The 25,001-nt window shown below is 71.1% G+C and carries 21 protein-coding genes; 6 read left to right on the top strand and 15 right to left on the bottom strand.

Annotation, left to right across the window (positions count from 1 at the left end; all coding sequences use genetic code 11):
* Nucleotides 1-348: 348 nt before the first annotated feature.
* The 4 genes from VF092_30610 to VF092_30625 all read right to left on the bottom strand — a co-directional run bounded on the left by VF092_30610 (nt 349) and on the right by VF092_30625 (nt 6,479).
* On the bottom strand, nt 349-1,293 hold the full coding sequence (locus VF092_30610) for a homoserine kinase (GenBank protein HEX6751685.1): 945 nt from the start codon (nt 1,291-1,293) through the stop codon (nt 349-351).
* A complete protein-coding gene (gene thrA, locus VF092_30615) occupies nt 1,290-3,764 on the bottom strand; it encodes a bifunctional aspartate kinase/homoserine dehydrogenase I (GenBank protein HEX6751686.1) in 2,475 nt (824 codons plus the stop codon). Before thrA ends, VF092_30610 begins: the two co-directional genes overlap by 4 nt.
* A 587-nt stretch (nt 3,765-4,351) precedes the next feature.
* Nucleotides 4,352-5,215 (bottom strand): prephenate dehydratase, encoded by an 864-nt coding sequence (pheA, locus tag VF092_30620; protein HEX6751687.1) that lies wholly within the window; start codon nt 5,213-5,215, stop codon nt 4,352-4,354.
* 76 nt (nt 5,216-5,291) lie between these two features.
* The gene (locus VF092_30625) at nt 5,292-6,479 is read right to left on the bottom strand and encodes an amidohydrolase (protein HEX6751688.1); all 1,188 of its coding nucleotides are present in this window, start codon (nt 6,477-6,479) and stop codon (nt 5,292-5,294) included.
* 253 nt (nt 6,480-6,732) lie between these two features.
* Between VF092_30625 and VF092_30630 the strand changes: the two genes are divergently transcribed.
* Nucleotides 6,733-7,257 carry a hypothetical protein gene (locus VF092_30630; protein HEX6751689.1) on the top strand — a complete coding sequence of 175 codons (525 nt, stop codon included), beginning with the start codon at nt 6,733-6,735 and terminating at the stop codon, nt 7,255-7,257.
* Nucleotides 7,258-7,484: 227 nt separating this feature from the next.
* On the top strand, nt 7,485-7,673 hold the full coding sequence (locus VF092_30635) for a hypothetical protein (protein ID HEX6751690.1): 189 nt from the start codon (nt 7,485-7,487) through the stop codon (nt 7,671-7,673).
* A 228-nt stretch (nt 7,674-7,901) separates the two neighbouring features.
* Here the strand turns inward: VF092_30635 and VF092_30640 are convergent, their stop codons facing one another.
* From VF092_30640 to VF092_30675, 8 genes are all read right to left on the bottom strand, one after another.
* Complete coding sequence (locus tag VF092_30640; GenBank protein HEX6751691.1) at nt 7,902-9,002, bottom strand: aldo/keto reductase; 1,101 nt, start codon at nt 9,000-9,002, stop codon at nt 7,902-7,904.
* Nucleotides 9,003-9,363: 361 nt separating this feature from the next.
* Nucleotides 9,364-10,758 carry an amidophosphoribosyltransferase gene (purF, locus tag VF092_30645; GenBank protein ID HEX6751692.1) on the bottom strand — a complete coding sequence of 465 codons (1,395 nt, stop codon included), beginning with the start codon at nt 10,756-10,758 and terminating at the stop codon, nt 9,364-9,366.
* 383 nt (nt 10,759-11,141) lie between these two features.
* Nucleotides 11,142-13,451: a phosphoribosylformylglycinamidine synthase subunit PurL gene (gene purL, locus VF092_30650; protein ID HEX6751693.1), complete on the bottom strand. Its 2,310-nt coding sequence runs from the start codon at nt 13,449-13,451 to the stop codon at nt 11,142-11,144.
* Nucleotides 13,452-13,773: 322 nt separating this feature from the next.
* The gene (locus tag VF092_30655) at nt 13,774-14,655 is read right to left on the bottom strand and encodes a hypothetical protein (protein ID HEX6751694.1); all 882 of its coding nucleotides are present in this window, start codon (nt 14,653-14,655) and stop codon (nt 13,774-13,776) included.
* A 323-nt stretch (nt 14,656-14,978) separates the two neighbouring features.
* A complete protein-coding gene (gene purQ, locus VF092_30660) occupies nt 14,979-15,674 on the bottom strand; it encodes a phosphoribosylformylglycinamidine synthase subunit PurQ (protein HEX6751695.1) in 696 nt (231 codons plus the stop codon).
* Nucleotides 15,671-15,934, bottom strand: a complete 264-nt coding sequence (gene purS, locus VF092_30665) for a phosphoribosylformylglycinamidine synthase subunit PurS (GenBank protein HEX6751696.1) — start codon at nt 15,932-15,934, stop codon at nt 15,671-15,673. The genes purQ and purS overlap by 4 nt, the downstream gene beginning before the upstream one ends.
* Nucleotides 15,931-16,824, bottom strand: coding sequence for a CDP-diacylglycerol--serine O-phosphatidyltransferase (gene pssA / locus VF092_30670; protein ID HEX6751697.1), 894 nt, complete (start codon nt 16,822-16,824; stop codon nt 15,931-15,933). Before pssA ends, purS begins: the two co-directional genes overlap by 4 nt.
* Nucleotides 16,821-18,125 carry a phosphoribosylaminoimidazolesuccinocarboxamide synthase gene (locus VF092_30675; GenBank protein HEX6751698.1) on the bottom strand — a complete coding sequence of 435 codons (1,305 nt, stop codon included), beginning with the start codon at nt 18,123-18,125 and terminating at the stop codon, nt 16,821-16,823. The genes pssA and VF092_30675 overlap by 4 nt, the downstream gene beginning before the upstream one ends.
* Nucleotides 18,126-18,176: 51 nt before the next feature.
* Here VF092_30675 and VF092_30680 point away from each other — a divergent pair, with 51 nt between their 5' ends.
* The 4 genes from VF092_30680 to VF092_30695 all read left to right on the top strand — a co-directional run bounded on the left by VF092_30680 (nt 18,177) and on the right by VF092_30695 (nt 21,916).
* On the top strand, nt 18,177-19,895 hold the full coding sequence (locus tag VF092_30680) for a PASTA domain-containing protein (GenBank protein HEX6751699.1): 1,719 nt from the start codon (nt 18,177-18,179) through the stop codon (nt 19,893-19,895).
* A gap of 2 nt (nt 19,896-19,897) precedes the next feature.
* The gene (locus VF092_30685) at nt 19,898-20,509 is read left to right on the top strand and encodes a hypothetical protein (GenBank protein ID HEX6751700.1); all 612 of its coding nucleotides are present in this window, start codon (nt 19,898-19,900) and stop codon (nt 20,507-20,509) included.
* 176 nt (nt 20,510-20,685) lie between these two features.
* Nucleotides 20,686-21,249, top strand: a complete 564-nt coding sequence (locus VF092_30690; protein ID HEX6751701.1) for a TonB-dependent receptor plug domain-containing protein — start codon at nt 20,686-20,688, stop codon at nt 21,247-21,249.
* Between the two features lie 286 nt (nt 21,250-21,535).
* Entirely contained in the window at nt 21,536-21,916 is a 381-nt protein-coding gene (locus tag VF092_30695; protein ID HEX6751702.1) for a hypothetical protein, read from the top strand.
* An 84-nt stretch (nt 21,917-22,000) separates the two neighbouring features.
* Here VF092_30695 and VF092_30700 read toward each other — a convergent pair whose 3' ends face one another.
* The 3 genes from VF092_30700 to VF092_30710 all read right to left on the bottom strand — a co-directional run.
* Nucleotides 22,001-22,417: a hypothetical protein gene (locus tag VF092_30700; GenBank protein HEX6751703.1), complete on the bottom strand. Its 417-nt coding sequence runs from the start codon at nt 22,415-22,417 to the stop codon at nt 22,001-22,003.
* Between the two features lie 446 nt (nt 22,418-22,863).
* A complete protein-coding gene (locus VF092_30705; protein HEX6751704.1) occupies nt 22,864-24,402 on the bottom strand; it encodes a carboxypeptidase M32 in 1,539 nt (512 codons plus the stop codon).
* A gap of 344 nt (nt 24,403-24,746) precedes the next feature.
* The coding region (locus tag VF092_30710; GenBank protein HEX6751705.1) for a hypothetical protein at nt 24,747-25,001 on the bottom strand (255 nt) is incomplete at its 5' end.

Genomic DNA, 25,001 nt, shown 5'->3' on the forward strand with positions numbered 1-25,001 from the left:
GCACGCAACGATGGCGAGAGTACCTCGCCGCTGGCCTCGAGTTGCTCGACTATGCTCATGAGCCACAATATGTAGTGGCCAACATGAACGAAGTCCACAACTTTCGCGCATGGCCCCTGAACGGTTACCTCGCGGCTACAACTACACACTGTCCGCCTTCGCGGACACCGCGCGGGGGCGGTATCGTTGCGTGAGCTAATCATCTGTGCGTCCGCCGGTGATCACCGGCCGCGCACCGCGCAAATCTCGCGCAGATGTGAACTCCGCGAAGGCGGAGTGCGTGTCGTTGTAGCCGCGAGTTCACTCGCATACTCGCGCCCCATCTCGCATCTCCGACCATCCTCGATCTCATTCCACCGCCTCCACCCGCGCGCCGGGGCCGTTTACCGGCGAAACCCAGCCGCGCGCGGGGATATTGCGGCGGTGGAACGCGTCCATCATCGCGTCGCGGACGCGCTCTCCGTCGTCGTCGCCTCGGCACCAGGCGAACATGCTGGGGCCGGCGCCGGAGATGGAGCAGCCGAGCGCGCCGGCCTCCATCGCCGCCGCCTGGACGTCGTGGAAGCCGGGGATCAGCGACGCGCGGTGCGGCTCCACCACCCGGTCGCGGAGCGAGCGCGCGACCAGCTCCAGGTCACCCGTGCAGCATCCGGCGATCACCCCCGCCAGGTTCGCTGTCTGGTGGATCATATCTCCCAGCGGAACGAAGCGGGGAAGCACCGCGCGGGCATCGCGCGTGTTCACGCACAGGTCGGGAAGCACCAGCACGCAGCGCAGGGTGGGTGGGGAGGGGAGGGAGACCACGTCGGGCGGCAGGGCCGAGCGCACCAGCACCAGCCCGCCGAAGAGCGAGGGCGCCACGTTGTCGCCGTGGATCGCTCCGCTGGCCGCCACCTCGCCCTGCAGCGCGTAGGGGAAGAGCTCGGCCGTCGGGAGCGGGCGCGGCAGCAGCGCGTTGGCCGCGACCGCGGCGGCAACGGCGGACGCGGCCGAGCCTCCGATCCCCGAGCCGAGCGGAATTCCCTTCTCGATCTCCACCTCCATGCCCAGCTCCGGCGCGTGGTCCTGCAGCAGGAGCATCACCGCGGTGCCGGCGGTGTTCAGCGCGGGATCGGAAGGGAGCGAATCCACATCTCCCGTTACCGCGCCCATGACGACGCCTGGGGCAGCGCGGCGCGTCACGGTCACCCGGTCGCCCGTGAAGCCGAGCGGGTGGCCCAGGATGTCGAAGCCGACCGCGAGGTTCGAGGTGCTCGCGGGGGCGAAGGCCGTCGCCTTCGTCGGATGGATCACGGCGCGGACCCCAGGTAGGTGGCGAGGCGCAGCAGGTCGGCGAACACGCCGGCGGCGGTGACCTCGGGGCCGGCGCCGGGGCCCTGCACGATCAGGGGGTTGGGCGTGTACCGCCGCGTCTGGAACTGCACCACGTTGTCGGTGAGGTTCAATCGCGAGAACGCGTGCGTGGCGGGATACGCGCGGAGCCGCACGCTCGCGCGCCCGTCGCGGTCCACTGCTCCGACGAAGCGCAGCCGCTCGCCGCGCTCCTCGGCCTGGCGCCAGAGGCGCGTCATCGGCTCGTCGTGATCGCGCAGGCGGCAGAGGAAGTCGTCCACGCCGCCGCCGCGCAGCTCGTCCGGCACCAGCCCCTCCAGCGCCACGTCCGCCATCTCCAGCCCGATCCCCATCTCCCTGGCCAAAATCACCACCTTTCGGGCCACGTCGGCGCCGGACAGGTCGTCGCGCGGGTCGGGCTCGGTGTACCCCTCGCGCCGCGCCTCGGCCACCAGCTCGGAGAACGGCCGCACCCCGTCGAAGGCGTTGAAGAGATACGACAGCGTCCCCGAAAGGACGCCCTCCACGCGCTGCACCTCGTCGCCCGTGTCGATCAGGTCGCGCAGCGTCTGGATGATGGGGAGCCCGGCGCCGACCGTGGTCTCGTACAGGTAGTGCGCGCCCACGCCGCCGCCCAGCCTCCGAAGCTCCTGGTAGTACGGGAGATCGAGGGTGTTGGCGCGCTTGTTCGGGGTGACGACGTGGATGCCGCGCCGCAGCCAGTCGCCATAGCGGCGGGCGATGGACTCGTCGGCCGTGCAGTCCACGATCACCGCGTGCGGGAGATGCTCCGTCTGCACGTGCGCGGCGAAGGCGTCCAGGTCCAGCGGCTCGCCGCCCTGCAGCTCGCGACGCCACTCGTGCAGGGGGATGCGGCGCCCGTCCATCGCCATCCCGCGCGTGTTGGCCAAGGCCCGCACGCGCAGGTCCACCCCGCGGCCTTTCCGGATCGCCCCCGCGCGCGCGGCCAGCTGGTCGAGCAGCGCGGCGCCCACGATCCCCGCCCCGATCACCCCGATGGACAGCGTCTGCCGCGACAGGTACAGCCCCGCGTGCGCCGCGCGCAAGGCACGCTCCGCCTGCGATCCGTCGACCACCACGGAGATGTTGCGCTCCGACGAGCCCTGCGCGATCGCGCGGATGTTGATCCCCGCCTTCCCCAGGGCGCCGAAGAAGCGCGCGGCGACGCCGGGATTTCCCGCCATCCCGTCGCCGACGACGGCCAGGAGGCAGCAGTCGGGGTCCACCTCGGTCTCGCCCACCTGCCCGTGGTGGCGCTCGGCGAAGAAGGCCGCGTCCGCCGCCCTCCGCGCCGTCTCGGCCGACGCAGCGGGGACGGCCAGGCAGAGCGAGTTCTGCGAGCTCCCCTGGCTCACCATCAGCGCCTCGACGCCCGCCTCGCGCAACGCGCCGAAGAGGCGATGCGCCGTACCGGGGACGTCGCGCATCCCCGTCCCCTCCAGGTTCAGCAGCGCGACGCCTTCGACGGTGGAGAGGCCCTTCACCATGCGCACGGTGGCGCCTTCGGCGTCGATGCGCGTCCCCGGCGCGTCGGGGTGGAAGGTGTTGCGGATGTAGAGGGGGATGCCGCGCTCCACCGCCGGCCCCATGGTGGCGGGATGCACCACCCGCGCGCCGAAATGCGCCAGCTCCATCGCCTCGCGGTAGCTGAGGCGGTCGAGGACGATGGCCTCGGGAACGAGGCGGGGATTGGCGCTCATCACCCCGTCCACGTCGGTCCAGATGTGGATCTCGTCCGCGCCCAGCAGCGCTCCGAAGATGGAGGCCGAGTAGTCGCTCCCGTTCCGCCCCAGCGTCGCCGGCACGCCCGCCGCGGTGGAGGCGACGAAGCCGGTGACCACCAGCGTCGTCGGGATGCCGCCGTGCCGGGCCTCCCACTCGCGCAGCCGCGCCTGGGATGCCGCCCAGTCCACGCGCGCCGTCCCCTCGCCCGGCTCGGCGACGAGTACCTCGCGCGCGTCGAGCCACGCGCCGCCCGCGCCGCGTGACGCGAGATACGCGGCCAGGAGGCGCGCGGACCACACCTCGCCGGCGCCGGCCACCATGTCGGCGCCGCCGCGCGGGGCGTGGCGGAGGATCCAGGCGGCGCGCAGCACGTCGTGCACGTCGGCCAGCTCGCGCTCCATCTCGCGCTCGAACGCGGCGGCGTCGTCGGGCGGAAGGAGCTCGGCCGCGGTCTGGAGATGGCGCTCGCGCAGCGTCGCGATCTCCCGCTCGTACGCGGCGTCGCGCGCGCCGGCCAGCGCCACCGCGCGCACCAAGCCGTCCGTCACCCCCGCCATCGCGGAGACGACCACGGCGCGCCGTGGCTCGGGCCGGGCGAGGACGATCTCCGCGGCGGTGCGGATGCGCTCCGCGCCGGCCAGGCTCGTTCCGCCGAACTTGTGCACCACCAGGCGTTGCGGGTCCATCGCGGGTTCCTGTCGTGCGGGGTGGGCGAAAAAAGAGAGCGGCCCGTGATCGCTCACGGGCCGCTCGCGTCCTGCAGGTGGTTCGCGCCTTCTGCTACCGGCGCAAGCACTCCCGGCCGCGGCCCGTGACACGGGTCGTGGTGGTAGTGGTCGTGCAGGTGGTGCAGATGGCGGCGCTCGTCATGGTTCGAACTGTATCTACGCTTCGGGAGATGTGTCAAGGCTCAACATAAGCGGCTGATGCGTCCTCCGTTCAAGTGAGCGCGCGAGACCAGCGACGTCATCCCGAGGCCGGCCACACCAAACCATCGTCCGCGCAAATGGTTACCCCTCGCGATGTCATTCCGAGTGCCGCCGCTCGACGAATGCCTCTCACCGCACCGAATTCAGCGCGGCGGCCGAGGAATCTATAGCCTGCATCCGAGCGACAGCCGGGCATTCGCGCCGACGCGGCCAAAGATTCCTCGGGCGCCGCCGAGCATCCGTGTGGATGACGGTTCGGCGCAGCGGCGCCGCTCGGAATGACAGGTTTTGCGGCGTGGGATCATCAAAAGGAATCGCATCCAATCCCCAATCGCCAACCTTCTTTACGCGAGCCAGCGCGGGTAGCTGCCGAGGACGCGGAGCGACGCTGAATTCTCGTGCGCGTCCGCCAGTGCCTCGCGCACGGGCGACAGCTCCGCCCCGCCGTCGATCTCCAGGAAGAAGCGGTAGCTCCACGGCTGCTCGGCAGGGCGCGACTCCAGCTTGGTCAGGTTCACGCCGCGCTCGGCGAACGGTTGCAGCAGGCGGAGAAGCGCGCCCGGCGCGTTGGCCGTCTCTGCCAGCAGCGCCGTCGTCATCCCGCTCGACGAGTCCGCGGGAGGGCGGGGGAGCGGCGCGCCCGCGCGCGCGACGACCAGGAAGCGCGTCTGGTTGTCCGGCCGGTCCTCCACGTGCTCCTCGATGACCTGCAGCCCGTAGCGCTCCGCCGCCAGCCGCCCGGCGATGGCCGCGGTCGCCAGGTCGCCCTCGGCCGCGATCGTCTTGGCGGCACCCGCGGTGTCGTACCACGAGACCACCTCGACGCCAGGATGCGCCGCGAGCCATCGCCTGCACTGCGCGAGCGCCACCGGGTGCGACAGCACGCGCCGCAGCCCCGCCTCCGCCGCGCCGGGGGCGGCGAGCACGCAGTGGTGGATCGGGCAGACGATCTCGCCCACCACGGCCAGATCGGTGGACGAGAGCACGTCGTAGCTGGGCACCACGCTCCCGGCCAGCGAGTTCTCGATGGGGAGCAGCCCGTAGTCGACCTCGCCCGCCGTGGTGCGCTCGCCCACCGCGTCGAAGTCGCGGCATGGTACCGGCTCGGCCGCCGCGCCGAAGAACAGCCGCACCGCCTCGTCGCTGTACGCCCCCAGCTCGCCCTGGAAGGCGACGCGCGGGGCCTCGATCGGATGGTTGTCGTCCATCCACGGACTGTATCCAACCCGCCCGCCCGCAGTCAACCGCCAATGGCAGAATCGGTTCGCCGGGAAGAGCTCGGCATCACCCGCGCAGCATCTCCAGCGAGCGCAGCGCGAAGCCCGCGTGCAGCGCCGCGCCGATCGGCAGCGCGTCCTCGTCGGCGATGAAGGCGGGGTGGTGGAGGCCCTTGTCCGCGCCGATCTGCGGCTTGCCCACGCCGAGCGCCACGAAGCAGCCGGGGACGCGCTCCAGCACGTAGGAGAAGTCCTCGCCGCCCATGATCGGCGTCATCTCGTGCACGGCCTGCGCGCCGAGCACCGCGGCGCCGACCTGCCGCGCGAGCGCCCACGACTCCGCGTCGTTCACGGTGGCGGGGTAGTCCTCGCCGGGGAAGATGACCTCGGCGGTGCAGCGGTGAGCGGCCGCGGTGCCCTCGGCGATGGCGCGCACGCGCTCCTGGAGAAACTGGAGACCCGGCGTCGTCAGCGAGCGGATGGTGCCCTGCAGGCGCACCTCCGGCGGGATCACGTTGAACGCGTCGCCGCCATGGATGGTGGTGATGCTCACCACGCCGGGCGTCATCGGGTCCAGCTCGCGCGACACGATGGTCTGCAGCTCGCCCACGATCCGCGCGGTGGTGACGACGGGATCGACGGTGCCGTGCGGCATCGCCGCGTGGCCGCCCACGCCCTTCACCACGATCTCCACCATCCCCGCCGAGGCCAGCATCGGCCCGGCGCACGAGGCGATGGTGCCGGTGGGGATGTACGGCCACACGTGCAGGCCGAACGCGCGCTGCACCTTGGGGTTCTCCAGCGCGCCCTCGTTGCACATGCGCAGCCCGCCCGCGCCGCCCTCCTCGGCGGGCTGGAAGAGCAGCTTCACCGTGCCGCCGATCTCGCCCTCGCGCGACTTGAGCAGCTGCGCGGCGCCCAGGAGCATGGCGGTGTGACAGTCGTGCCCGCACGCGTGCATCTTCCCGTCGATCTCGCTGCGGAACTCGACGTCGGCCTCTTCGTGGATCGGCAGCGCGTCCATGTCCGCGCGCAGCGCCACGCACGGCCCGTCGCCGCCGCCGATGGTGGCCACGATGCCGGTCTCCGCGACGGGAAAGCGGTATGGGATGCCGAGCGCGTCCAGCTCGCGGCGCACGACCTCGCTGGTGCGGTGGAGATCGTACAGCAGCTCGGGATGGCGATGCAGCTCCCGCCGGACGGCGACCATCCGGTCGTGGATCGAGCGTGCCTCGTCGAGCAGGGTGGTTTCCATCACGTCTCCGGGTTGATGTTCACCCGTATGAGAGGGGCTCGCGGCCGGGATTGCAATCTCCACGAATAGGAAGAGCGGCCCTGGCGTCGGTCTCACCGGCCGGCTGCCGTGGGCGGGGGAGGACGCGTGGCCGGCCGGTTGGCGGCTCGCCGTCTCGTCTCGTAGCTTCTGCTGGCAGATTGCACGGCCGACCGCCGGCAGCCGCGACCGGTTCCACGGATGCGGATCACACCCTCGCACGCACGCACCCACGATGCGCAAGCGCGTTCTCGTTCTCCTTTCTCTTCCGCTGCTCGCCGCCTGCCAAGCGCAGACGTCACCCACCCCTTCCGCGAGCGCCTCGACCGTAGGTGCGCGGGAGACGACGGAGCAGGAGCGGGTCGGGGTGCTGGCCGCCGTCCAGGGCTTCATGGACGCGCTGCGGATGAAGGACACCACGGCGATGAACCTGCACGTGGACTCGCTCACGCGCATCACGCTGCTGCGGCCGGCGCGGGAAGGGGGAACGCGCGTGCTGGTGCTGACGGCGGCGCAGTTCATCCACGCCGTCTCGCAGCCGAACCAGCCGGGGATCGACGAGCCCATCCGCAACCCCGTGGTCCACGTGAGCGGCGACCTGGCCACCGTCTGGGCCGAATACCAGGTCCGGCGCGACACCACCGTCACCCACTGCGGCTTCGACGCCTTCCACCTGGCCCGCCGCGACGGACGCTGGAAGCTGCTGAACATCAGCGACACCTACCAGCAGACGGGGTGCGGCCCCGCCTGGCCGCGCTGACGCAGGTTCGCGATTTCGCATTCGGCTTGAGAGCGGCCCCAGCGATACCTTCGCCGGGGCCGCTCTCGTAAGTCATTGGGATGGAGACATTTGGCGCGGATCGTGCAACCGCTCGCACCTGCCGCGCTGCGAGTGTTTGAAGACATGAGAACAATTAACCGTGCGCGTTACGATTCCTATGCGCGGCGAAACGCGTGCGGAGCCACCAGTGGAAGGAGTGGGGAAGCATGAGGAAGATCACGCTGGACGTGGAAGCGCTCGAGGTGACCAGCTTCGAGGTGGCAGTCGCCGAGGCGCAGGCCGGCACGGTGGAGGCGCACCTGGCTACGAGGATCCAGCAGTACACCTGCGATCCGGCCGTGGGCACCTGCTTCGGCTATACCTGCCTGGGCGCTGGCCCCGGCTGCTCGGCGTAACCCGGTGCGGGCGCCGGCCGTGTACGCCGGCGCCCGTCATTCTCCGCGCCGAATCAATCGCTTCGGCGCATTGGCCAGGATGGCGCCAAGCCTCCACGACGATGCCTATGCGGGACGCGTCTTCATCAACGCTCCTGAAGCAGGGTATGCGCGCGAACTGGCCATTGCGACAGCGGCCCCGGCGAGCTGAATCGCCGGGGCCGCTGCATATGCTCGATGGGCGCTGTCTCAATCCGCCGCGGCCGTCTCCACCACCTGGGGCGCGCGGGGGTAGCCGTCGCCGGCGTAGCGGTAGTGCGGGGCCAGCGGCTCGCCGTCGCGCACCATCGTCCCCTTGTAGCGCATGTGCTCCTCGTACACGCCGAAGTTGATGCGCTGCAGCTCGTCGATGCGGCGCAGGTCGTCGGCGGTGAGGTCGGGCAGGTCGCTGGCGGCGGCGAACTCCTCCAGCTGCTCCAGGTTGTAGATGTTCGGCAGCGTCGTCATCACCGCGGGGCTGGCGAGCAGCCACTTGAGCGCGGCCTGGCCGATCGTCATCCCCCGCCCCTCGTGCAGCCAGCCGAGCGCCTCCAGCTTCTTCAGCCCGTTGGTCAGCCAGCTGCGCGGGCGGTGGCGGCGGTGGTCGTTCTTGGCGAACTCCGTCTCCTCCGTGTACTTCCCTTCCAGCATCCCCGAGCTGTGGGTCACGCGCACCTGCAGGCCGACGCCGTGCTCCTCGGCCTCCCCCGTCAGGATCTGCCCGGGGAAGGGCTCCAGGACGTTGTTGATGAGCTGCAGGTTCTTCACGCCGCGGTTGCGGATCAGCTCCAGCCCCTCGAACAGGTAGCCGTTGCTGGGCCCCAGCGCGGCGCCCCACGCGCGGACCTTCCCCTCCTCCTTCAGCCGCGCCAGCGTTTCCCAGATGCCGTCGTCGGGGACGTGCTCCTCGTGCGCGTTGTGGTAGCTGATCACGTCGATCACGTCGGTCCGCAGCCGCTTGAGCGACTCGTCGACGGCGAAGCGGATGTACGCCGGGTCGGCGCTGTGCGGGATCTCCTGCTGCCCGCGGCGGACGTTGGGGTTGTTGTAAAAGTCGTATCCCACCTTGGTGGTGATGACGATCCGGTCGCGCCGGCCGGCGAAGGCGCGCGCCAGGATCTCGTCCGCGCGGCCGTTGCCGTAGGTGTCGGCGCTGTCGAAGGTGGTGATCCCCAGGTCGAACGCGCGATGGAGCATGGAGATGGCTTCATCGTCGCTGAACTCGCCCCACCAGCCGGCGGCCAGCGTCCACAGGCCGAAGCCGACCTCGGAAACGGTGATGTCGGTGCCGGGATAGGTGCGGTATCTCATCGTGCCCTCCAGCTCAGGGGCGATTCGGGTCTAAACGTCTGTAGGGGCGATGCATGCGCCCCAGCCGCTTCGGAGTGATTCGGAAAGGGAAAGGTGCTCTCGCGCGCGTGCGAGGGCAAGTAGGACGATGCCCTACCGCGCGTGTGGGGAAGAGGAGGACAACGGTGGAATTGCGGGAGATGCCGAGATCGGGCTGGGAGGGGCCGGGGAGGGAGCCGTCTGGCGGGTAGGATGCTTCCTCACCCGCACCGAAGCTTTTCCTCGCGCTGAGGTCTCCCCCTCCCCCAGTCTGTTTTGGGGGAGGGGGCCGGGGGGAGAGGGCCTGGCGGGCAGGATGTCGGTCCAGATGCCGAGATGTGCCTCAGCAGTGCGAGCTCATCGCGAAGCCCTCCTGCGCGTCGACCAGCGGGGCGCGGTAGTCGCCGGTGAAGCAGGCGGTGCAGTACGTCTCGCCGCGGTCGCGCACGCACTCCACCATCCCCTCGGGCGACAGGTAGCCCAGCGAGTCCACGCCCAGGTAGTCGCGGATCTCGTCCACCGTCTTCTCCGACGCGATCAGCTCGTCCTTCGTGGGCATGTCGATGCCGTAGAAGCACGGCCAGCGCACCGGGGGGCTGGCCAGGCGGAAGTGCACCTCCTTCGCCCCCGCGTCACGCAGCATGGCCACCAGCGCGCGCGACGTCGTCCCCCGCACCAGCGAGTCGTCGACCACCACCACGCGCTTGCCGTCCAGCACCTCGCGCACGGGGCTGAACTTCATCCGCACCTTGAAGTCGCGCCCCTCCTGGCCGGGGGTGATGAAGGTGCGGCCCACGTAGTGGTTGCGGATCAGCCCCAGCTCGAAGGGGATGCCGCTGGCTTCCGCGTATCCCACCGCGGCCGAGTTGGCCGAGTCGGGGACGGAGATGACGATGTCGCCGCCGGGCATGGGGCGCTCCTCGGCCAGCTTGCGGCCGAAGGCGCGGCGCGCGCGGTCGACAGTGTATCCCCAGAGATGCGTGTCGGGGCGGGCGAAGTAGACCAGCTCGAAGATGCACGGCTGCGGCTCGGCCACGTACGGCTGCAGGCAGGCGAGCGACTCGATCTCGCCGCCGCGGATGCGGATCAGCTCGCCCGGCTCCACGTCGCGCACGTAGGTGGCCTTGGCGATGTCGAGCGCGCACGTTTCCGACGCCAGCATCAGCCCGCCGCCCGGCAGCGTGCCGATCACCAGCGGGCGGTAGCCGTACGGGTCGCGCGCGGCGTACAGCACGTCGTCGACCCAGGCGAGGATGCAGTAGGCGCCCTCGAGCTGCGTCAGCGCGTCGGCGATCTGCGCGTCGGGCGTGGCCTCGCGCGAGCGGGCGATCAGGTGGACGATGACCTCGCTGTCGATGGTGCTCTGGAAGAGCGCGCCCTCGTCCAGCAGCCGGTCGCGGATGGCGTGGAAGTTGGTGAGGTTGCCGTTGTGCACCAGCGCCAGGTGCCCGGAGCGATAGGTCTCGCGGATGGGCTGCGCGTTCTTGAGCCCCGCGCCGCCCGCCGTGGAGTAGCGGATGTGCCCCACGGCGGTGGAGCCGCGCAGCTTGGCCAGCTGCTCCTCGGTGAACACGTCGGAGACGAGCCCGGCCTCGCGCACGCGGTGGCTGGTGCCGCTGGCGCGGTCGTAGGTGGCGATGCCGGCGGCCTCCTGCCCGCGGTGCTGCAGCGAGTACAGCCCCAGGTAGGCGATGCGCGCTGCGTCGGCGTTGCCCGATACCGCGACGATTCCACACACGAGATTCAGGTCCTGCTAGCTGTGGTTTCAATCCGGGATAATACACCGCGGGGGCGATCACGAGCCGCCCGCGGCGCGCCGGCCGGAAGTTGCGTCTGCCCCGGCGCGAGACCCTCACCCTGCGCTTCGCGCTGTCCCTCTCCCGAACAGCACGGGAGTGGGACCTCGGCTCGCTTCGCTCGCGGCGACTCAGCGCACGCACCGCTTTCCCGCCGGGGAGCCGGGGATCGGCGCCGGCAGCGTCGTCCCCGCGCCGCGAGCGAAGCGAGCAGTCAAGTCCCTCCCCCAGTCGGTTTTGGGGGAGGGACAGGCGAACATGGGCGCGACGGGTCGCGCCATGTACGCCAGGGAGAGGGCGCGCGCGGACGCCGCGGCGGCGCTCCCTACGCCCCGTGCTGGACCTCGCTCTCCAGCGCCGTCTCCACGTCCGCGGGGGTGCCGTCCATGCGGCGGGGGATGGCGTTTTCGTAGACGTCCCGCAGCGCCGTCGACGAGTCCCGGATCTCCACGTCGCGCGTGGCCACGCGGAAGACGCCGCCGCGCGCGCCGACGGTGCCGATGCGCTTCGCGGGAACGCCGTGGATCTCCAGGCAGCGGATCAGCTCCGCCTCCTTCGCCGGCTCGCACGACAGCACCACGCGCCCCTGCGCCTCGCCGAAGAGCAGCGCGTTCGCGGGAAGGGCGTCGTCGAGTGCCACGTCCACGCCGAACGGGTCCGCGCCCGCGGCGAAGGCACTCTCCGCGATCGCCACGGCCAGTCCTCCCTCCGCCGTGTCGTGCGCGGAGCGGACCAGGCCCGAGCGGATGGCCGCCAGCACGCCGCGCTGGAGACGGCTCTCCGCGGCCAGGTCGATCCGCGGTGCGTCGCCGGCGACCAGGCCGTGGATCACCTTCAGGTACTCGCTCCCGCCCAGCTCGTCCGTGTTCGTGCCGGCCAGGACGATCGCGTCGCCCTCCGCCTTGAACGCGGCGGTGGTGACGTGCGCCACGTCCTCCACGATCCCCACCATCCCGATCGTGGGCGTGGGATAGATGGCGCCGCGCGGGTTCTCGTTGTAGAGCGACACGTTGCCGCCCGTCACCGGCGTCTCGAACGCGGCGCACGCCTCGCCGATGCCGCGCAGCGCCTCGGACATCTGGAAGTAGACCTCGGGCTTCAGCGGGTTGCCGAAGTTGAGGTTGTCCGTCACCGCCCGCGGCAGCGCGCCGGTGCAGACGAGATTCCTCGCCGCCTCCGCGACGGCGATATGGCCGCCGCGATAGGGGTTGAGGTGCACGTAGCGGCCGTTGCAGTCCACCGTCACCGCCACGGCCTTGCTCGTCCCCCGCAGCCGCAGCACCGCCGCGTCGCCGCCGGGGCCGACCACCGTGTTCGTCCGCACCGTGCTGTCGTACTGCTCGTACACCCAGCGCTTGCTGGCGATGGACGGCGAATCCAGCAGCCGCTCGAGCGTCCAGGCGGGCTCGTGCTCTTCGAACAGCAGCTTGAGCGTCGACGGATCCCACTCGCGCAGCGCGGCGGTCTCGGGGGATTCGACGCCCTCGCGCGTGTACGTAGGGCAGCCGTCCACCAGCGGCTCGCCGGGGATGTCGACGATCACCGTGCCGTGCTCGCGCACCACGTAGCGCCCCGTCTCCGTCACCCGGCCGATGGTCTCGGCGTCCAGGTCCCACTTGCCGAGAATCGCGCGCACGTCCTCCTCGTGGCCGTTCTTCGCGACCACGAGCATCCGCTCCTGCGTCTCGGAGAGGAGGATCTCGTACGGCGTCATCCCCCGCTCCCGGACGGGGACGGCGGTGATCTCGATGTCCACGCCGGTGCCGCCGCGCGCCGCCATCTCCGTGCTCGACGAGACGAGCCCCGCCGCGCCCATGTCCTGGATGCCGACGATGTGGCCGGACTTGATCAGCTCGAGCGACGCCTCCAGCAGCAGCTTCTCGGTGAAGGGGTCGCCCACCTGCACCTGCGGGCGCTTGGCCTCGCTCTCTTCCGACAGCTCGGCGGAGGCGAAGGTGGCGCCGTGGATGCCGTCGCGCCCCGTCTTCGCGCCCACGGCCATGATCGCGTTGCCGACGCCCGCCGCCACGCCGCGGATCAGGTCGTCGTGCTTCATCAGCCCCACGCACATGGCGTTGACCAGCGGGTTCCCCTCGTACGCGCCGTCGAAGTACACCTCGCCGGCCACGGTGGGGATGCCCACGCAGTTGCCGTAGTCGCCGATCCCCTTCACGCAGCCGGCGAAGAGGTAGCGCACGCGGTCGCCCTGCTCGCCGTCGATCTCGCCGAAGCGCAGCGAGTTGAGCATGGCGATGGGGCGCGCGCCCATGGTGAACACGTCGCGCAGGATGCCGCCGACGCCCGTCGCCGCGCCCTGGTACGGCTCGACGGCGGAGGGGTGGTTGTGCGACTCGATCTTGAAGGCAACGGCCAGCCCGTCGCCCACGTCGATGACGCCGGCGTTCTCGCCGGGGCCCTGCAGCACCCACGGCGCCTGCGTGGGGAGCTTGCGGAGGAGCGGCTTGCTGTTCTTGTAGCCGCAGTGCTCGCTCCACATGGCGCTGAACACGCCCAGCTCGGTGAAGGTGGGCTCGCGGCCGAGGATGCCGAGGACGAGCTGGTACTCTTCGGGGGAAAGCCCGTGCTCCGCGACCAGCTCGGGGGTGATCGCGGGATCGCCGGGGCGTGTGCTCACGGACACCGGTCTATGCGTCTCGGTTGATGTGGTTTCCAGGCGTCGAAAACGCGAAAGCTCGCCCGCAAGCCCGCACGGGCGAATGAATTCGCTGCAACAACGGCCCGAAGTCCGCCTTCGCGGACTCCCGCGGCAACATCCCGGCGCGAGGCGGAGATTGCTCCACGGCAGTCGACCCGCGCCGCCATCTCCTTCGAGCCCCACCCTCTCCCGTTATCGGGAGAGGGCGAGCGCTCTAAAGGCGCGGGGTGAGGGCCGCCCGCGGCCGCGCCGAAGTACGCATCTGGAGCGAGCATCGACCGCGCACGCATCGCCCTCGCCCCTACGGCCGCGGGACCACGCGCGGGGTGACGCTGTTCTCGCGGTCGCGGCGGCGCGACTGGATGGTGTCGGGCTGGTTCGGCACCGTCGTCCGCGTGACCTTGCTCTCGCGCGAGACCCGCTCGTCGTCGACGGCCGTGGCGCGCGCGGTGCCGGTCGTGTCCGTCAGGTTGGCCGGCGGCTGCGCGCCCGCGGTAATGGGGCCGGGGCCGGTCACCGTCGGCCCGTTCCCCGTCTGCGTCCTCGTGGCCGCGCCCGGCGTCGTCACGCCGCCGCCGCGGGTGAGGCCCTGCGGGCTCCCCGAGCGGATGATCGTGGTCTGCCCGGCCCCCACGTCCGCGTTGTCGCGCGACAGGTTGCTCCCGGAGCGGGGGACGGGCGCCACGTCGCGCACCTGGCCGGCCGTGCCCGGGCGGCTCTCCACGCTGATGCCGCCGACCTCGGCCGGCGGCTGCTCACCCGTCCCGTTCCGGTCGCGGCTGCGGCCGCGGACGATGATCCGGTCGCCCGACGGGCGCGGCGCGGGGCCCTGCGCCGGCGCGGCCTGCGCGCGGATGGCGTCGGCGTTCGGCACGCCGCCCTCGTCGTCCAGCACGTCGGCGGCGGCGGGGCCGCTGATGGCGCGGGCGCGCGAGCGCAGCACCGCCGTCACCACCTGGCCGTTGCGGAAGAACACCACGTCGTCGCTGCCGCAGCGGTTGGGGCAGCCGTTGGAGTAGAACCAGTAGCTCCACTCTCCGGCGTCGCGGGTGCGCGCGGGCGCGCCGAAGATGCCGCGCACCTGCTGCGCGTTCATCCCCGGCGCGATCATGTGGTGCTGCGCGAGCGTCGACCCGGCGGACAGGATCGTGAGCGCCGCGGCCAGCGTCAGCTTCACCTTCATCGTCTCACCTCCGGTGTGTCAGGGGTCGGCGAGCATCTCGCACGTCCTCTGCCATCGCCGCCGCCGATCTCCCCGGGAGCGGACACCCGCGCATAACTCGCTCCACCATCACCGCTTGCACACCGTCGAGGGAATCTCCGGCCTCTCCCTCATCTCCCTACGCTTCTCCCCACCTCTCGCAAAACTCCAGTAGATCCTTCAATCACAGCAAACTTTTCACGGCACCGCGATGCCGCCGAGGGAGTCCGCGAAGGCGGACTTCGGGCCGTTGTCGCCGCGATTTCATCAATCGCCCGTCCCAGCCCGGCCGACTCGGCTCCTCCTCACACCCGCGCCAGGTGCGCCGCCACGGAGCGGAACAGCCCCAGCCCGTCCGTCGGCCCCAGCAGCGGGTCGACGGCGCGCTCGGGGTGCGGCATCATCCCCAGCACGTTGCCGGCGGCGTTGACGATGCCCGCGATGCTCCGCGCCGAGCCGTTCGGGTTCGCCGCGGGGGCGACGAGTCCCTCCGGCGTGCAGTAGCGGAACACCACCTGCCCGTTCGCCTCCAGCTCGTCCAGCAGCTCGGGGTCCGCGAAGTAGCACCCCTCGCCGTGCGCGATCGGCACCTCCAGCACCTGGCCCACGTCGTACTCCGCGGTGAAGAGCGTGTCGTTGCGCTCGACCAGGAGATGGACGGGGCGGCTGCGGAACTTGAGCGTGCGGTTGCGGACCAGCGCGCCGGGAAGGAGCCCGCTCTCGCAGAGGATCTGGAAGCCGTTGCAGATCCCCGCCACCGGCCCGCCCTCGCCGGCGAAGGCGATCACCTCGCGCATGATGGGGCTGTGCGCGGCGATGGCGCCCGCGCGCAGGTAGTCGCCGTAGCTGAAGCCGCCGGGAAGGAACACCGCGTCCACGCCCTGCAGGTCGTGCTCCTTGTGCCACAGGAACACCGCCTCGGCGCCCAGCCCCTCCTGGACCGCCTTGTAGCAGTCGTAGTCGCAGTTGCTGCCGGGGAAGGTCACCACGCCGATCTTCATACGCCCGCCAGCGCCTCCACGCCGATCTCGTAGTCCTCGGTCACCGGGTTGGCCAGCAGCTGCCGGCACATCGCGTCCACCCGCTCCCGCGCGTCGCCCTCGCCGTCCGCGGCCAGGGTGAAGCGGATCAGCCGCCCCACGTGCGCGTCCTCGACCCCGCCGAAGCCCAGCGAGCGGAGCGCGCCCTGCACGGCGCTCCCCTGCGGGTCCAGGATCCCCCGGCGCGGCGTCACCCGCACCTCCACGCGAAAGTCCGTCACGGCATCAGCTCCTCGTTGTTCGCCTCGGGCGGCGGCCCGGCGTCGGCGCGCGGGCCGGGGCGCCCCTCGTATTCCAGCGGCCGCACCTCGTCGGGGTCCGGCGCCACCGTCTCGATCGGCTCTTCCTCCGGCAGCTTCTCCTCGAACCCCTGCAGCACCGTCCGCACCAGCCCGTAGGCGATGTAGACGATGGCGAAGGGGAAGAAGAAGTACTCGGGATAGGTGAAGGCGGCCACGATGGCCACCACCGCCATGAACATCGCGAAGCGCCCGCTCCAGGTGCGGAAGCTGAAGCGCGGGACAACCGGGTAAAGGACGTTGCTCACCATCAGCACCGCCACGAACATCATCAGCCACCCGGCCGCGCGCCCCGCGTCCACGTGGCTGAACCAGCGCGCCCAGAGCGGCGTCTGCGTGAACGCGTAGAAGGTCGCCACGCATCCCCCCGCGGTGGGACTGGGGAGGCCGTGGAAGGCGGTCTTGGCGGTGCCCGCCTGCTCGATGTTGAAGCGGGCCAGGCGGAAGACGGCGGCCACGATGTAGAGGAAGGAGACGATCCAGCTCCACTCGCCGCCGTTCTTCAGGAAGGTAAAGTAGATGATGAGCGCGGGGGCCACGCCGAAGCTGATCGCATCGACCAGCGAGTCCAGCTCCTCGCCGAACGCGCTTCCCGTGGCGGTGAAGCGGGCGATGCGGCCGTCGAGCATGTCGAACACCATCGCCAGTACGATCAGCCAGCCGGCGGTGATGGAGTCGCCGCGGGCGGCGTGCACGATGGCCCACACGCCCAGGAACATGTTCCCCACGGTGAAGGCGCTGGGGAGGATGATGATCCCCCGCCTGAGGCGCCGCCTGCGCGCGCCGGCCACCGTGTTCGCCGTGTCGCTCATCCCCCCTCCTCCCCTCCACCCAGCGGGAACTCGTCGAGCGTCATCCCCGTGAGCCTGCGGAACGCGTCCTGGTAGCGCGCCGAGGTGGCCTCGACCACCGCGGGCGGCAGGTCGGGCGCGGGATACGCCTTGTTCCACTCGCCGCGGCCGACCCGCTCTTCCAGCCAGTCGCGCAGCGGCTGCTTGTCGAGCGACGGCTGGCCGCGCCCCGGCGCGTAGCTTTCCCCCGGCCAGAAGCGCGACGAGTCGGGCGTCATCACCTCGTCCATCACCCGGATCGTCCCATCTCCATCCCGCCCGAACTCGAACTTGGTGTCGGCGATGATGATCCCCGCACCGGCCGCCACGCTGCGCCCGCGGCCGTACAGCGCCAGCGAATGCTCGCGCAGGCGACCGGCAACCTCCGCGCCGAGGATCTCCTCCATCCTGCCGAAGGGGATGTTCTCGTCGTGGCCGGTCTCGGCCTTGGTGGCGGGAGAGAAGACCGGGGGATCGAGGCGGCCGGACTCGGCCAGCCCCGCGGGGAGCGGCTCGCCGGCCAGCGTGCCGTGCTCGCGGTACTCCTTCCACGCGCTGCCGGAGAGGTAGCCGCGGACCACGCACTCCACCGGGAACGGCTGCAGCTTGCGGACGAGCATGGAGCGCCGCGCCCACAGCTCGCGGAGCGGCTGGAGCGCGGGATGGCGCGCGGCGATGTCGTCGGGGTCGACGGAGAGGAGGTGGTTGGGCACCAGGTCGGCGGTGCGCGCGAACCACCAGGCCGAGATCAGGGTGAGGACTTCGCCCTTGCGGGGCACCGGCTGCGGCATCACCACGTCGAACGCGCTGACGCGGTCGGTGGCCACCATCAGCAGCGCGTCGCCCAGGTCGTACACGTCCCGCACCTTCCCGCGCACCCGCAGCGGGAAGGGGAGGTCGGTGCTGACGAGCGTCGGGGTCAGGAGCGGGCTCCGATGCTGGGTTTGTCCGGGTCTCGGAAGGCGGAAAGGTAGCAGACGGGACGGGGCGCGGCAACCGAGGGTCGGGGAATTCCGGAGATGGTGCGGCGAGAAGCATCCGACCGTTGCGCGACCGCCGCAGGCCCTCTCCCTGGCGCTGGCCGGCGCGACTGCGTCGCGTCCGGTCAGCGCCTGTCCCTCCCCCAAAACCGACTGGGGGAGGGACCTGGGCGCGCTGCGCGCGCGGCTGATTCGAACGCGACCGGCGGTCGTCTGCTCTTGAGAACATGATGACCGGACAGGGCCGCATCGTCGTTCGCCACAACCGTTTCTGTTGTGCCGGACCCGCGGCGGATGTATCATCCGTTTGGTACTCTTCTGCTACTCCGCCTCTCCCCGTCTTCGCGGGAACCCATGCCGAGGCGCGTCTCCCTCTCGCTCGTCCCGATCCTCGTCGCCCTCGCCCTCTGCGCCGGCGCGCCGCTGCGCGCGCAGGTTGCCGGGGCCGTGCCCACCATGCCCGACGTGGTGGGCATGCCGCAGGACCAGGCCATGGGCCGCCTGCGCGCGCTGCAGATGAACGTGCAGGTGCGGCCGGTGTCGTCGGCGCAGCCGCGCGGCGTGGTGGTGTCGCAGGAGCCCGGCGCGGGCTCGCCGGTGCGCGTCGGTTCCGGCGCGGTGCTCGAGGTGTCGACCGGCCAGCCCGCCAACCAGGGCCAGACGCAGGGGCAGACGACCGACGGCGCGTCCGGCGGCGTCAGCGGGCCGCGGATCGGCGTGCGCGTGCGCATCCCGTCGCAGGTGACGGTGCCGGACCTGACGGGGATGAGCCCGACGATGGCGCGCATCCGCCTCGTCACCGGCAACCTGATCCCCGGCGGGATCGATTCCACCGCGGCGCCCGACGCGCGTCCCGGCCGCATCGTGGCGCAGGATCCCGCGCCCGGCACCGTCGTGCGCCCCGGTACCCGCGTGCGCATGACCATCGCCAACCGCGCCCGCACGCCGGTGACGCCGCCCGCGCCGCCTCCAGCGCCGAAGCCGGAGCTCGTGGCCGTGCCGAACCTCGGCGGGCAGAGCGTGGCCGACGCGCGGACGGCGCTGGGCGGCGCGCGCCTCCTCCTCGGCGGCGTCGACAGCACGACGTCTTCCGCGCCGATAGGGACCGTCGTCCGCCAGACGCCCGCCGCCGGCGATTCGGTGCAGCCGGGGACGATGGTGTCGATCGTCATTGCCCGGCAGCAACTGGTGACGGTGCCGTCGCTCGCGGGGCAGACGCTGCCGACAGCGCGGCGGACGCTCGTCGACGCGGGGCTGCGCCCGGGCGCGGTGACGGAGCAGGAGCGGCCCGGCGAGCCGGCGATCGTCGGCCAGTCCGTTCCCGCGGGGACGCGGGTCGCGCCCGGCACCGTCGTGAACCTGACCGTCTCGCGCGCGCCGGTCGTGGTCCTGCCGCCTCCGCCTCCGCCGCCGCCGCCCGCGGCCGTCGATACACCCGCGCGCCCGCAGCCGAGGGACACCACGCCTGCCACGCAGCCTGCCCCGACCGATACGACGCCGGCTGCGCAGCCGGTGGACAGCGCGGCGATCGCGCAGCCGGCGGAGCCGCAGCAGCCCGTCGTCCCCGCGACGCAGCCGCAGGCGCAGCAGCCCGCGCGGCCTCAGCCCGCGGCGCAGACGGGCGGCTTCCCGCGCGCGGTGCTGTGGGGGCTGATCGCGCTCCTGCTCATGGCCGCCGCGGCGGTGACGTATCTGCGCATGCGGCGCCGCGTCGTGGTGTCCGCGCCGAAGCCGCAGCCGATGGTGGCCGCCGCGCCCGCGCCGCCCGTCGGCGTGCGGATGCGCGTCTCCTCCGGCGAATCGCGGACGACGTCGGAGACCGGGAGCGTGGCGGGGAGCGGGCGGGTGAAGCTGGGCGTCCGCATCGCCGATCCGCGGCCGGTGGAGGCGGATGGGAAGGCGCCGCTCGGGCCGGGGCGCGTGGCCGTCCGCGCCGTGGAGAGCCAGGCGCCGCCCGTGCCGACCGAGCAGCCGGAGACGGTTGGCACAGCCAATCGCATACGCGTGCAGGTCCGCCGCGACGAGCCCGCGTTCCGGGCCGACGGCGGACCCGTGATCCTCAAGAGGAGATGACGATGGACCAGAGCCCCGATACGGTGGCCCAGGCGGTGGAGTTCGAGGCGTCGTTCGCCGACCGGGTGGCCGCCGCCGTGCGCGAGAAGCTGGGCCCGTTCCGCAGCTACGTCAGCGAGCACGTCTTCGAGGCGGCCATCGGCAAGGTGGTCGAGCAGGCCGCGCAGGTGCTCGACGCGCCGTTCGCCGAGCTGCTCACCGGCGCCTGGGAGCGCTATCCCGAGATCCGCGAGCTGGCCGACGCGCGCCGCCATCCCTCCGACGAGGAGACGATGCTGGAGCTGGCCGAGCACCGCTTCGCGTGGGAGTACGAACCGAAGATCGAGCTCGTCTTCAACGAGACGTATCCCGTCTCCATCCCCCTTAATGTGGGCGTGGGGGTGACGGTGCTCGGCGGCGTGCTGGTGGTGCAGGGCGGGAAGTTCCGCGAGCTGCGCGCGGGGCGGCTCAGGGTGGGCGTCCAGCTCACCGTCGCCGGGCAGGAGATGGAGCCGCAGAGCCGCGACATCGAGCTTCCCCGCGTCTTCCGCTTCGGCGAGGGCATCGCCATCCGCGAGACGGTGCCCGTCGGCAAGATCGCCGCGCCCGAGCCGGAGCCCGCGCCGGCATCCTAGCCGCGACGCGCATCGCCCCGCACGGCACCCGTGCGGGGCGATTGATGGAATCTCCTGGCACCGATCCGGCGATCTTCATCCTCCGCTCACGCGGACCGTGTCATACAGCCGGCGCGCGGCGCGTTCACTGGGCAACATGCCGGTTCGATGGTCACCAGATCACGGGAGGGACGAGCATGAAGCTGAAGTGTCTGGCCGTTTTCGGCGGGATCATCCTGGTGAGCGGCGGGTGCGCGCCCGACCGGCTGGTGTCGCCGACCGCTCCTTCGGGGCAGATGGTGCGCGCCTCGGAGGGTGCCAGCGTCTCGGCCCGGCCGATGGTCATCGTCGACGGGAAGGTGTACACGACGGAGAACGGCGTCCCCGAGATCGACGCCGCCCAGATTGCCAACATCGAGGTGCTCAAGGGCGACGCGGCGACGCGGGTCTACGGCCAGGCGGGCGCGAACGGCGTGGTGATCATCACCACCAGAGCGGGCGCCGAGGGCGGCGAGCAGCGGATCGCGCTGGACCCGGGCGCCACCTTCCGCATCCGCGGCAACGCCACCGTGGCGGCGGAGAATCCGCTGGTGCTGGTGGACGGCGTGGTCGTGCCCGTCTCCGCGCTGCGCGACATCGACGCCGACGACATCCGCGACATCCAGGTGCTGAAGGGCCCCGCCGCCGTGCAGCAGTACGGCGACCGCGCTGCCGACGGCGTGGTGCTGGTCCGCACCAAGGACGCCGACACCGTCAACTGAGCCCGTCGGCCGGACAGAACGCCGAACCCCTCGCCGGCCGAGCCGGCGAGGGGTTCGTTGCGTCAGATGGAGAGGGAGCGGCGCGTTGTCTCCAGGAACGATGGGTTTTCTCGGGGCGAGATGGATGGAACAGCTTTTCATCGCAGCGTCACTCCTCCTTGCGGCGAGCGGATGCACGCGTGCTGAAGGTACCGGAGGCTGAGGCGCTCTATGGCAGAGCGGGGATGAACGGCGCGCTCCTGATCATACTCAAGCACGAAGTCCCCGCCTCCGGGCAGGAGGGAAGATGAAGGTTCGGCAGGCTCTCGCCGCCACGCTGGTGCTTGCGGTCTGCGGGTGCGGGATGCGGATGCCACCGCGGCCGTCACCCGTCGTCATCGCGGACGCGCAGCCGCGGAGCGTGCTGCTGCGCGTTGCCGGTGCCCCCGTAACACACCGATGCGGCCGCATCTGTCCCGATTGCGGCGGGGTGGTGCGGGCGCGGCCGGATCAGCCGCCTGCGCTGATCGTCGTGGACGGGCGCGTGCTTCCGGTAGCGCCTGGAGCACCTGTCCCGATCGATCCCGCGCGCATCCAGAGCATCGAGCTGCTCAAGGGCTCCGAAGCCGTGCTACGATACGGACCGGCGGCCATGCACGGAGTCGTGCTGATCACCCTCAAGCACTAGCCGCCGCCACGCGCGGAGACACGACCCCCTCGCCCGTCTCCTGGGTCGGGCGAGGGGGTCAGCTGCTGTCGGAACGTCGCTGCGTCAGCGTCCGTTGCGCCTGCCGTACTCGGCGCGGAGCTCGTCCACCCAGCGCGGGCGCGCGCGGCCGCTGGCGTCGTAGCCCTGGGCGACGGAGTCCAGCACGCCGTCCGACGCCTCTCTGCGCGGCTCGGGCGAGAGGTCGTGCGTCAGCACCAGCAGCGCGGCCGAGGCCTCCTGGTAGGTCAGCTCCGCCGTCGGCAGCGCGGCGTACTGCAGGTACCACTTGCGCAGCCGGCGCAGCGTGGGCGAGTACGGCGCCGTGCCCATCAGGAACTTCTTCAGCCCGGTGGGGCTCATCCCGATCTCACGCGCCACTCCGCGCAGCGAGGTGTTCTCCACGCGATTGGCGGCCATCTCGCGAAGGTGCGAAACGGTGGCCTCTCTGGAGTGGGGAACGGGGCTGTTCGGCTCAACCATCGTTTGGGTCCTCCCATCGAGCAGAAGCGGGCCGGCAACTTCGGATTCTCTTCGGTTAATGATAAAGCCGAAGATTCTCCGAAGCAAGTGCCTGAACCAGCGTAAACGTGTGCTCGGTGTGTACTTAGGCCGCTTTTCCACAAACCCTTGGATGGGCAGGAAGAATCCAACTGCAAGCAGCGTATATGTTTGCGCGGTGGCGGGAGAGACGCGGATCTAAAAACCTGGTGGGTTTCGAAATCCTCCTTTCTTCAAACATTCAAACAGTTTACACGTGTCCAGCGCCGATTCGGAGCGTACTCCGCGTCCGCGGCGGCGCGAACGCATCGCCATCACCGAACCGTCTCGTCGCCCACTGAATGACTCACGCGGAGACGCGGAGGCGCGGAGAAACGGTCTCCTCCGCGTCTCCGCGCCTCCGCGTGAGAACTGGTCGTTATCGAGCCTCAGATCCCGTAGATCGGCCTTACCTTGGCCTCGAGGTAGCGCAGCAGCGGCTCGTGGCTCAGACGGCTGCCGGTGATGCGCTCGCACAGCTCGGGCGCGGAGAACCGGCGGCCGTGGCGGTGGACGTTCTCCTTGAGCCACGCCAGCAGCGCCCCGAACTCGCCACGGCGGAGATCGTCGTCGAGCGTGGGAAGCGCCTGCCGCAGCGCCGACCAGAACTGCGCCGCGTACAGGTTGCCGAGCGTGTAGGTGGGGAAGTAGCCCAGCGCGCCCATCGACCAGTGGATGTCCTGCAGGCACCCGCGCGCGTCGTCGGGCACCTCCAGCCCCAGGTCGGCGCGGATGCGCTCGTTCCACGCCTCCGGCAGGTCGCCCACCGCCAGGTCGCCCGACAGCAGCGCGCGCTCCAGGTCGAAGCGCAGCATGATGTGCAGGTTGTAGGTGGTCTCGTCGCTGTCGATGCGGATCAGGTTCGGCTGCACCACGTTCATCCCGCGGTACGCCGTCTCCAGGTCGAGCGCGTCCAGCCCCGACGGCGCGAACGCGCGCTGGATCTCCGGCAGCGCCCACTCCCAGAACGGGCGCGAGCGGCCCACCAGGTTCTCCCACATGCGCGACTGGCTCTCGTGGATGCCGGTGCTGGCCGCCTCCGCCAGCGGCTGCCCGAAGCGGTCGGCCTTGGGCAGGTTCTGCTCGTACATCGCGTGCCCGGTCTCGTGCATGGTGCCGCTGAGCGCGCTGGGGAACTGGTCCTCGGCGTAGCGCGTGGTCAGCCGCGTGTCGCCCGGCCCGATGCCGTCGCAGAACGGGTGCGCCGACACGTCCAGGCGCCCCGCCTGCAGGTCGAACCCCATCCGCCGCACCAGCTCCACGTTGAACGCCGCCTGCCGGTCGACCGGGATCGGCGTCCGCTGCCAGGCCGTGTCGGGCTGCACGCCGGACTCCGCGACCGCGCGGATCAGCGGCGTCAGCCCCGCGCGCAGCGCCGCGAAGGTGCGGTTGATCTCGGCCGTGGTCATCCCCGGCTCGAACTCGTCGAGCAGTGCGTCGTACATCTCGCCGCCCTCGGGCCAGCCGATGGCTTCCGCACGCCGGCGGGTGAGCGCCACGATCTTCTCCAGCCACGGCGCAAACGTGGCGAAGTCGTTCCGCTCGCGCGCTTCGCGCCACACGTTCATCGCCCGCGACGTGGTCTCGGCCAGCTCGCGCACCAGGTCGGGCGGGAGCTTGGTCGCATGGTCGAAGTCGCGCCGGATGCCGCGCAGGTTGGCGGCCGCCTCCGGGTCGGCGGCGAGCCCGGCGTCGGCCTCGCATTCCGCCAGCAGCTCGCCGAGCCGGGGGCTGGTGCGCCGCTCGTGGATCAGCGACGACATCAGCGCCGACTGCTCGGCGCGGAGCTGGGCGGCAGCGGGGGGCATGTACGTCTCCTGGTCCCACCCGATGATGCTGGACGCGGACTGCAGCGTGGCCGTCTCGCGCAGCAGGCGCCGCAGCTCGTCGTACGCCGGGTGCGCGCCGGCGGTCGTGGTGTCGCTCATCCTCTTCCTTCGATCAGGGCCGATGATCTGAACAGAGTTCAACAGCGGAGTTGGGCATGCCCCTCCGCTTCGCTCCGGGTCGGGCTGCGCGCGCCGTAGGGCAGCAAACTACGCTGCCCAACGGCGCCGGGCCCGCGGCGATCCCGTGCCGCCCCGCCTCACGCGCATCGAGACCTGCAATCTCGCCGCCGCCCCGCCGCGTTCTGAGCAACCGGGATGACGCTTGACACTTCAGACCGGGAGGATGGTTGACACCTCCTCACGGTGCTGACGCGGTTCACCACGGTTCGTTTTTTCGACTTTTTCCCTAGGGACGCGTCAGCAGCCCCACGGGAAAAGAGAGCTCAGGACAGCGCGAAGCTGCGCTCGTCCATCCGGGCCAGCAGCAGCTCGTAGAAGTAGATCGACCAGATGCCGTCGGCGATCTCTTCCAGCGCGACGTGCTGGCCGATCAGCAACTCGCTCAGGAAGATCGAGCGGTCGCGAAAATACAGGATGCCGTTCGCGCGCACCTGCCGCACGATGCAGTGTGCCGGGTACTCCGGCCCGGGCACGCGCTCGGGCAGCTCGCGCGGCGACGGCGCGTACAGCGAGCCGGG

Source organism: Longimicrobium sp. (genome assembly GCA_036377595.1).
In the GTDB taxonomy this organism is placed as follows: Bacteria; Gemmatimonadota; Gemmatimonadetes; order Longimicrobiales; family Longimicrobiaceae; genus Longimicrobium.

Excerpts from the sequence above, each read along its gene's own strand:
- thrA (HEX6751686.1), bottom strand. The coding sequence starts at position 3,764 with ATGGACCCGCAACGCCTGGTGGTGCACAAGTTCGGCGGAACGAGCCTG.
- pheA (HEX6751687.1), bottom strand. The coding sequence starts at position 5,215 with ATGGACGACAACCATCCGATCGAGGCCCCGCGCGTCGCCTTCCAGGGC.
- VF092_30625 (HEX6751688.1), bottom strand. The coding sequence starts at position 6,479 with ATGGAAACCACCCTGCTCGACGAGGCACGCTCGATCCACGACCGGATG.
- VF092_30630 (HEX6751689.1), top strand. The coding sequence starts at position 6,733 with ATGCGCAAGCGCGTTCTCGTTCTCCTTTCTCTTCCGCTGCTCGCCGCC.
- VF092_30635 (HEX6751690.1), top strand. The coding sequence starts at position 7,485 with ATGAGGAAGATCACGCTGGACGTGGAAGCGCTCGAGGTGACCAGCTTC.
- VF092_30640 (HEX6751691.1), bottom strand. The coding sequence starts at position 9,002 with ATGAGATACCGCACCTATCCCGGCACCGACATCACCGTTTCCGAGGTC.
- VF092_30655 (HEX6751694.1), bottom strand. The coding sequence starts at position 14,655 with ATGAAGGTGAAGCTGACGCTGGCCGCGGCGCTCACGATCCTGTCCGCC.
- purQ (HEX6751695.1), bottom strand. The coding sequence starts at position 15,674 with ATGAAGATCGGCGTGGTGACCTTCCCCGGCAGCAACTGCGACTACGAC.
- pssA (HEX6751697.1), bottom strand. The coding sequence starts at position 16,824 with ATGAGCGACACGGCGAACACGGTGGCCGGCGCGCGCAGGCGGCGCCTC.
- VF092_30675 (HEX6751698.1), bottom strand. The coding sequence starts at position 18,125 with ATGATACATCCGCCGCGGGTCCGGCACAACAGAAACGGTTGTGGCGAA.
- VF092_30680 (HEX6751699.1), top strand. The coding sequence starts at position 18,177 with ATGCCGAGGCGCGTCTCCCTCTCGCTCGTCCCGATCCTCGTCGCCCTC.
- VF092_30685 (HEX6751700.1), top strand. The coding sequence starts at position 19,898 with ATGGACCAGAGCCCCGATACGGTGGCCCAGGCGGTGGAGTTCGAGGCG.
- VF092_30690 (HEX6751701.1), top strand. The coding sequence starts at position 20,686 with ATGAAGCTGAAGTGTCTGGCCGTTTTCGGCGGGATCATCCTGGTGAGC.
- VF092_30695 (HEX6751702.1), top strand. The coding sequence starts at position 21,536 with ATGAAGGTTCGGCAGGCTCTCGCCGCCACGCTGGTGCTTGCGGTCTGC.
- VF092_30700 (HEX6751703.1), bottom strand. The coding sequence starts at position 22,417 with ATGGTTGAGCCGAACAGCCCCGTTCCCCACTCCAGAGAGGCCACCGTT.
- VF092_30705 (HEX6751704.1), bottom strand. The coding sequence starts at position 24,402 with ATGAGCGACACCACGACCGCCGGCGCGCACCCGGCGTACGACGAGCTG.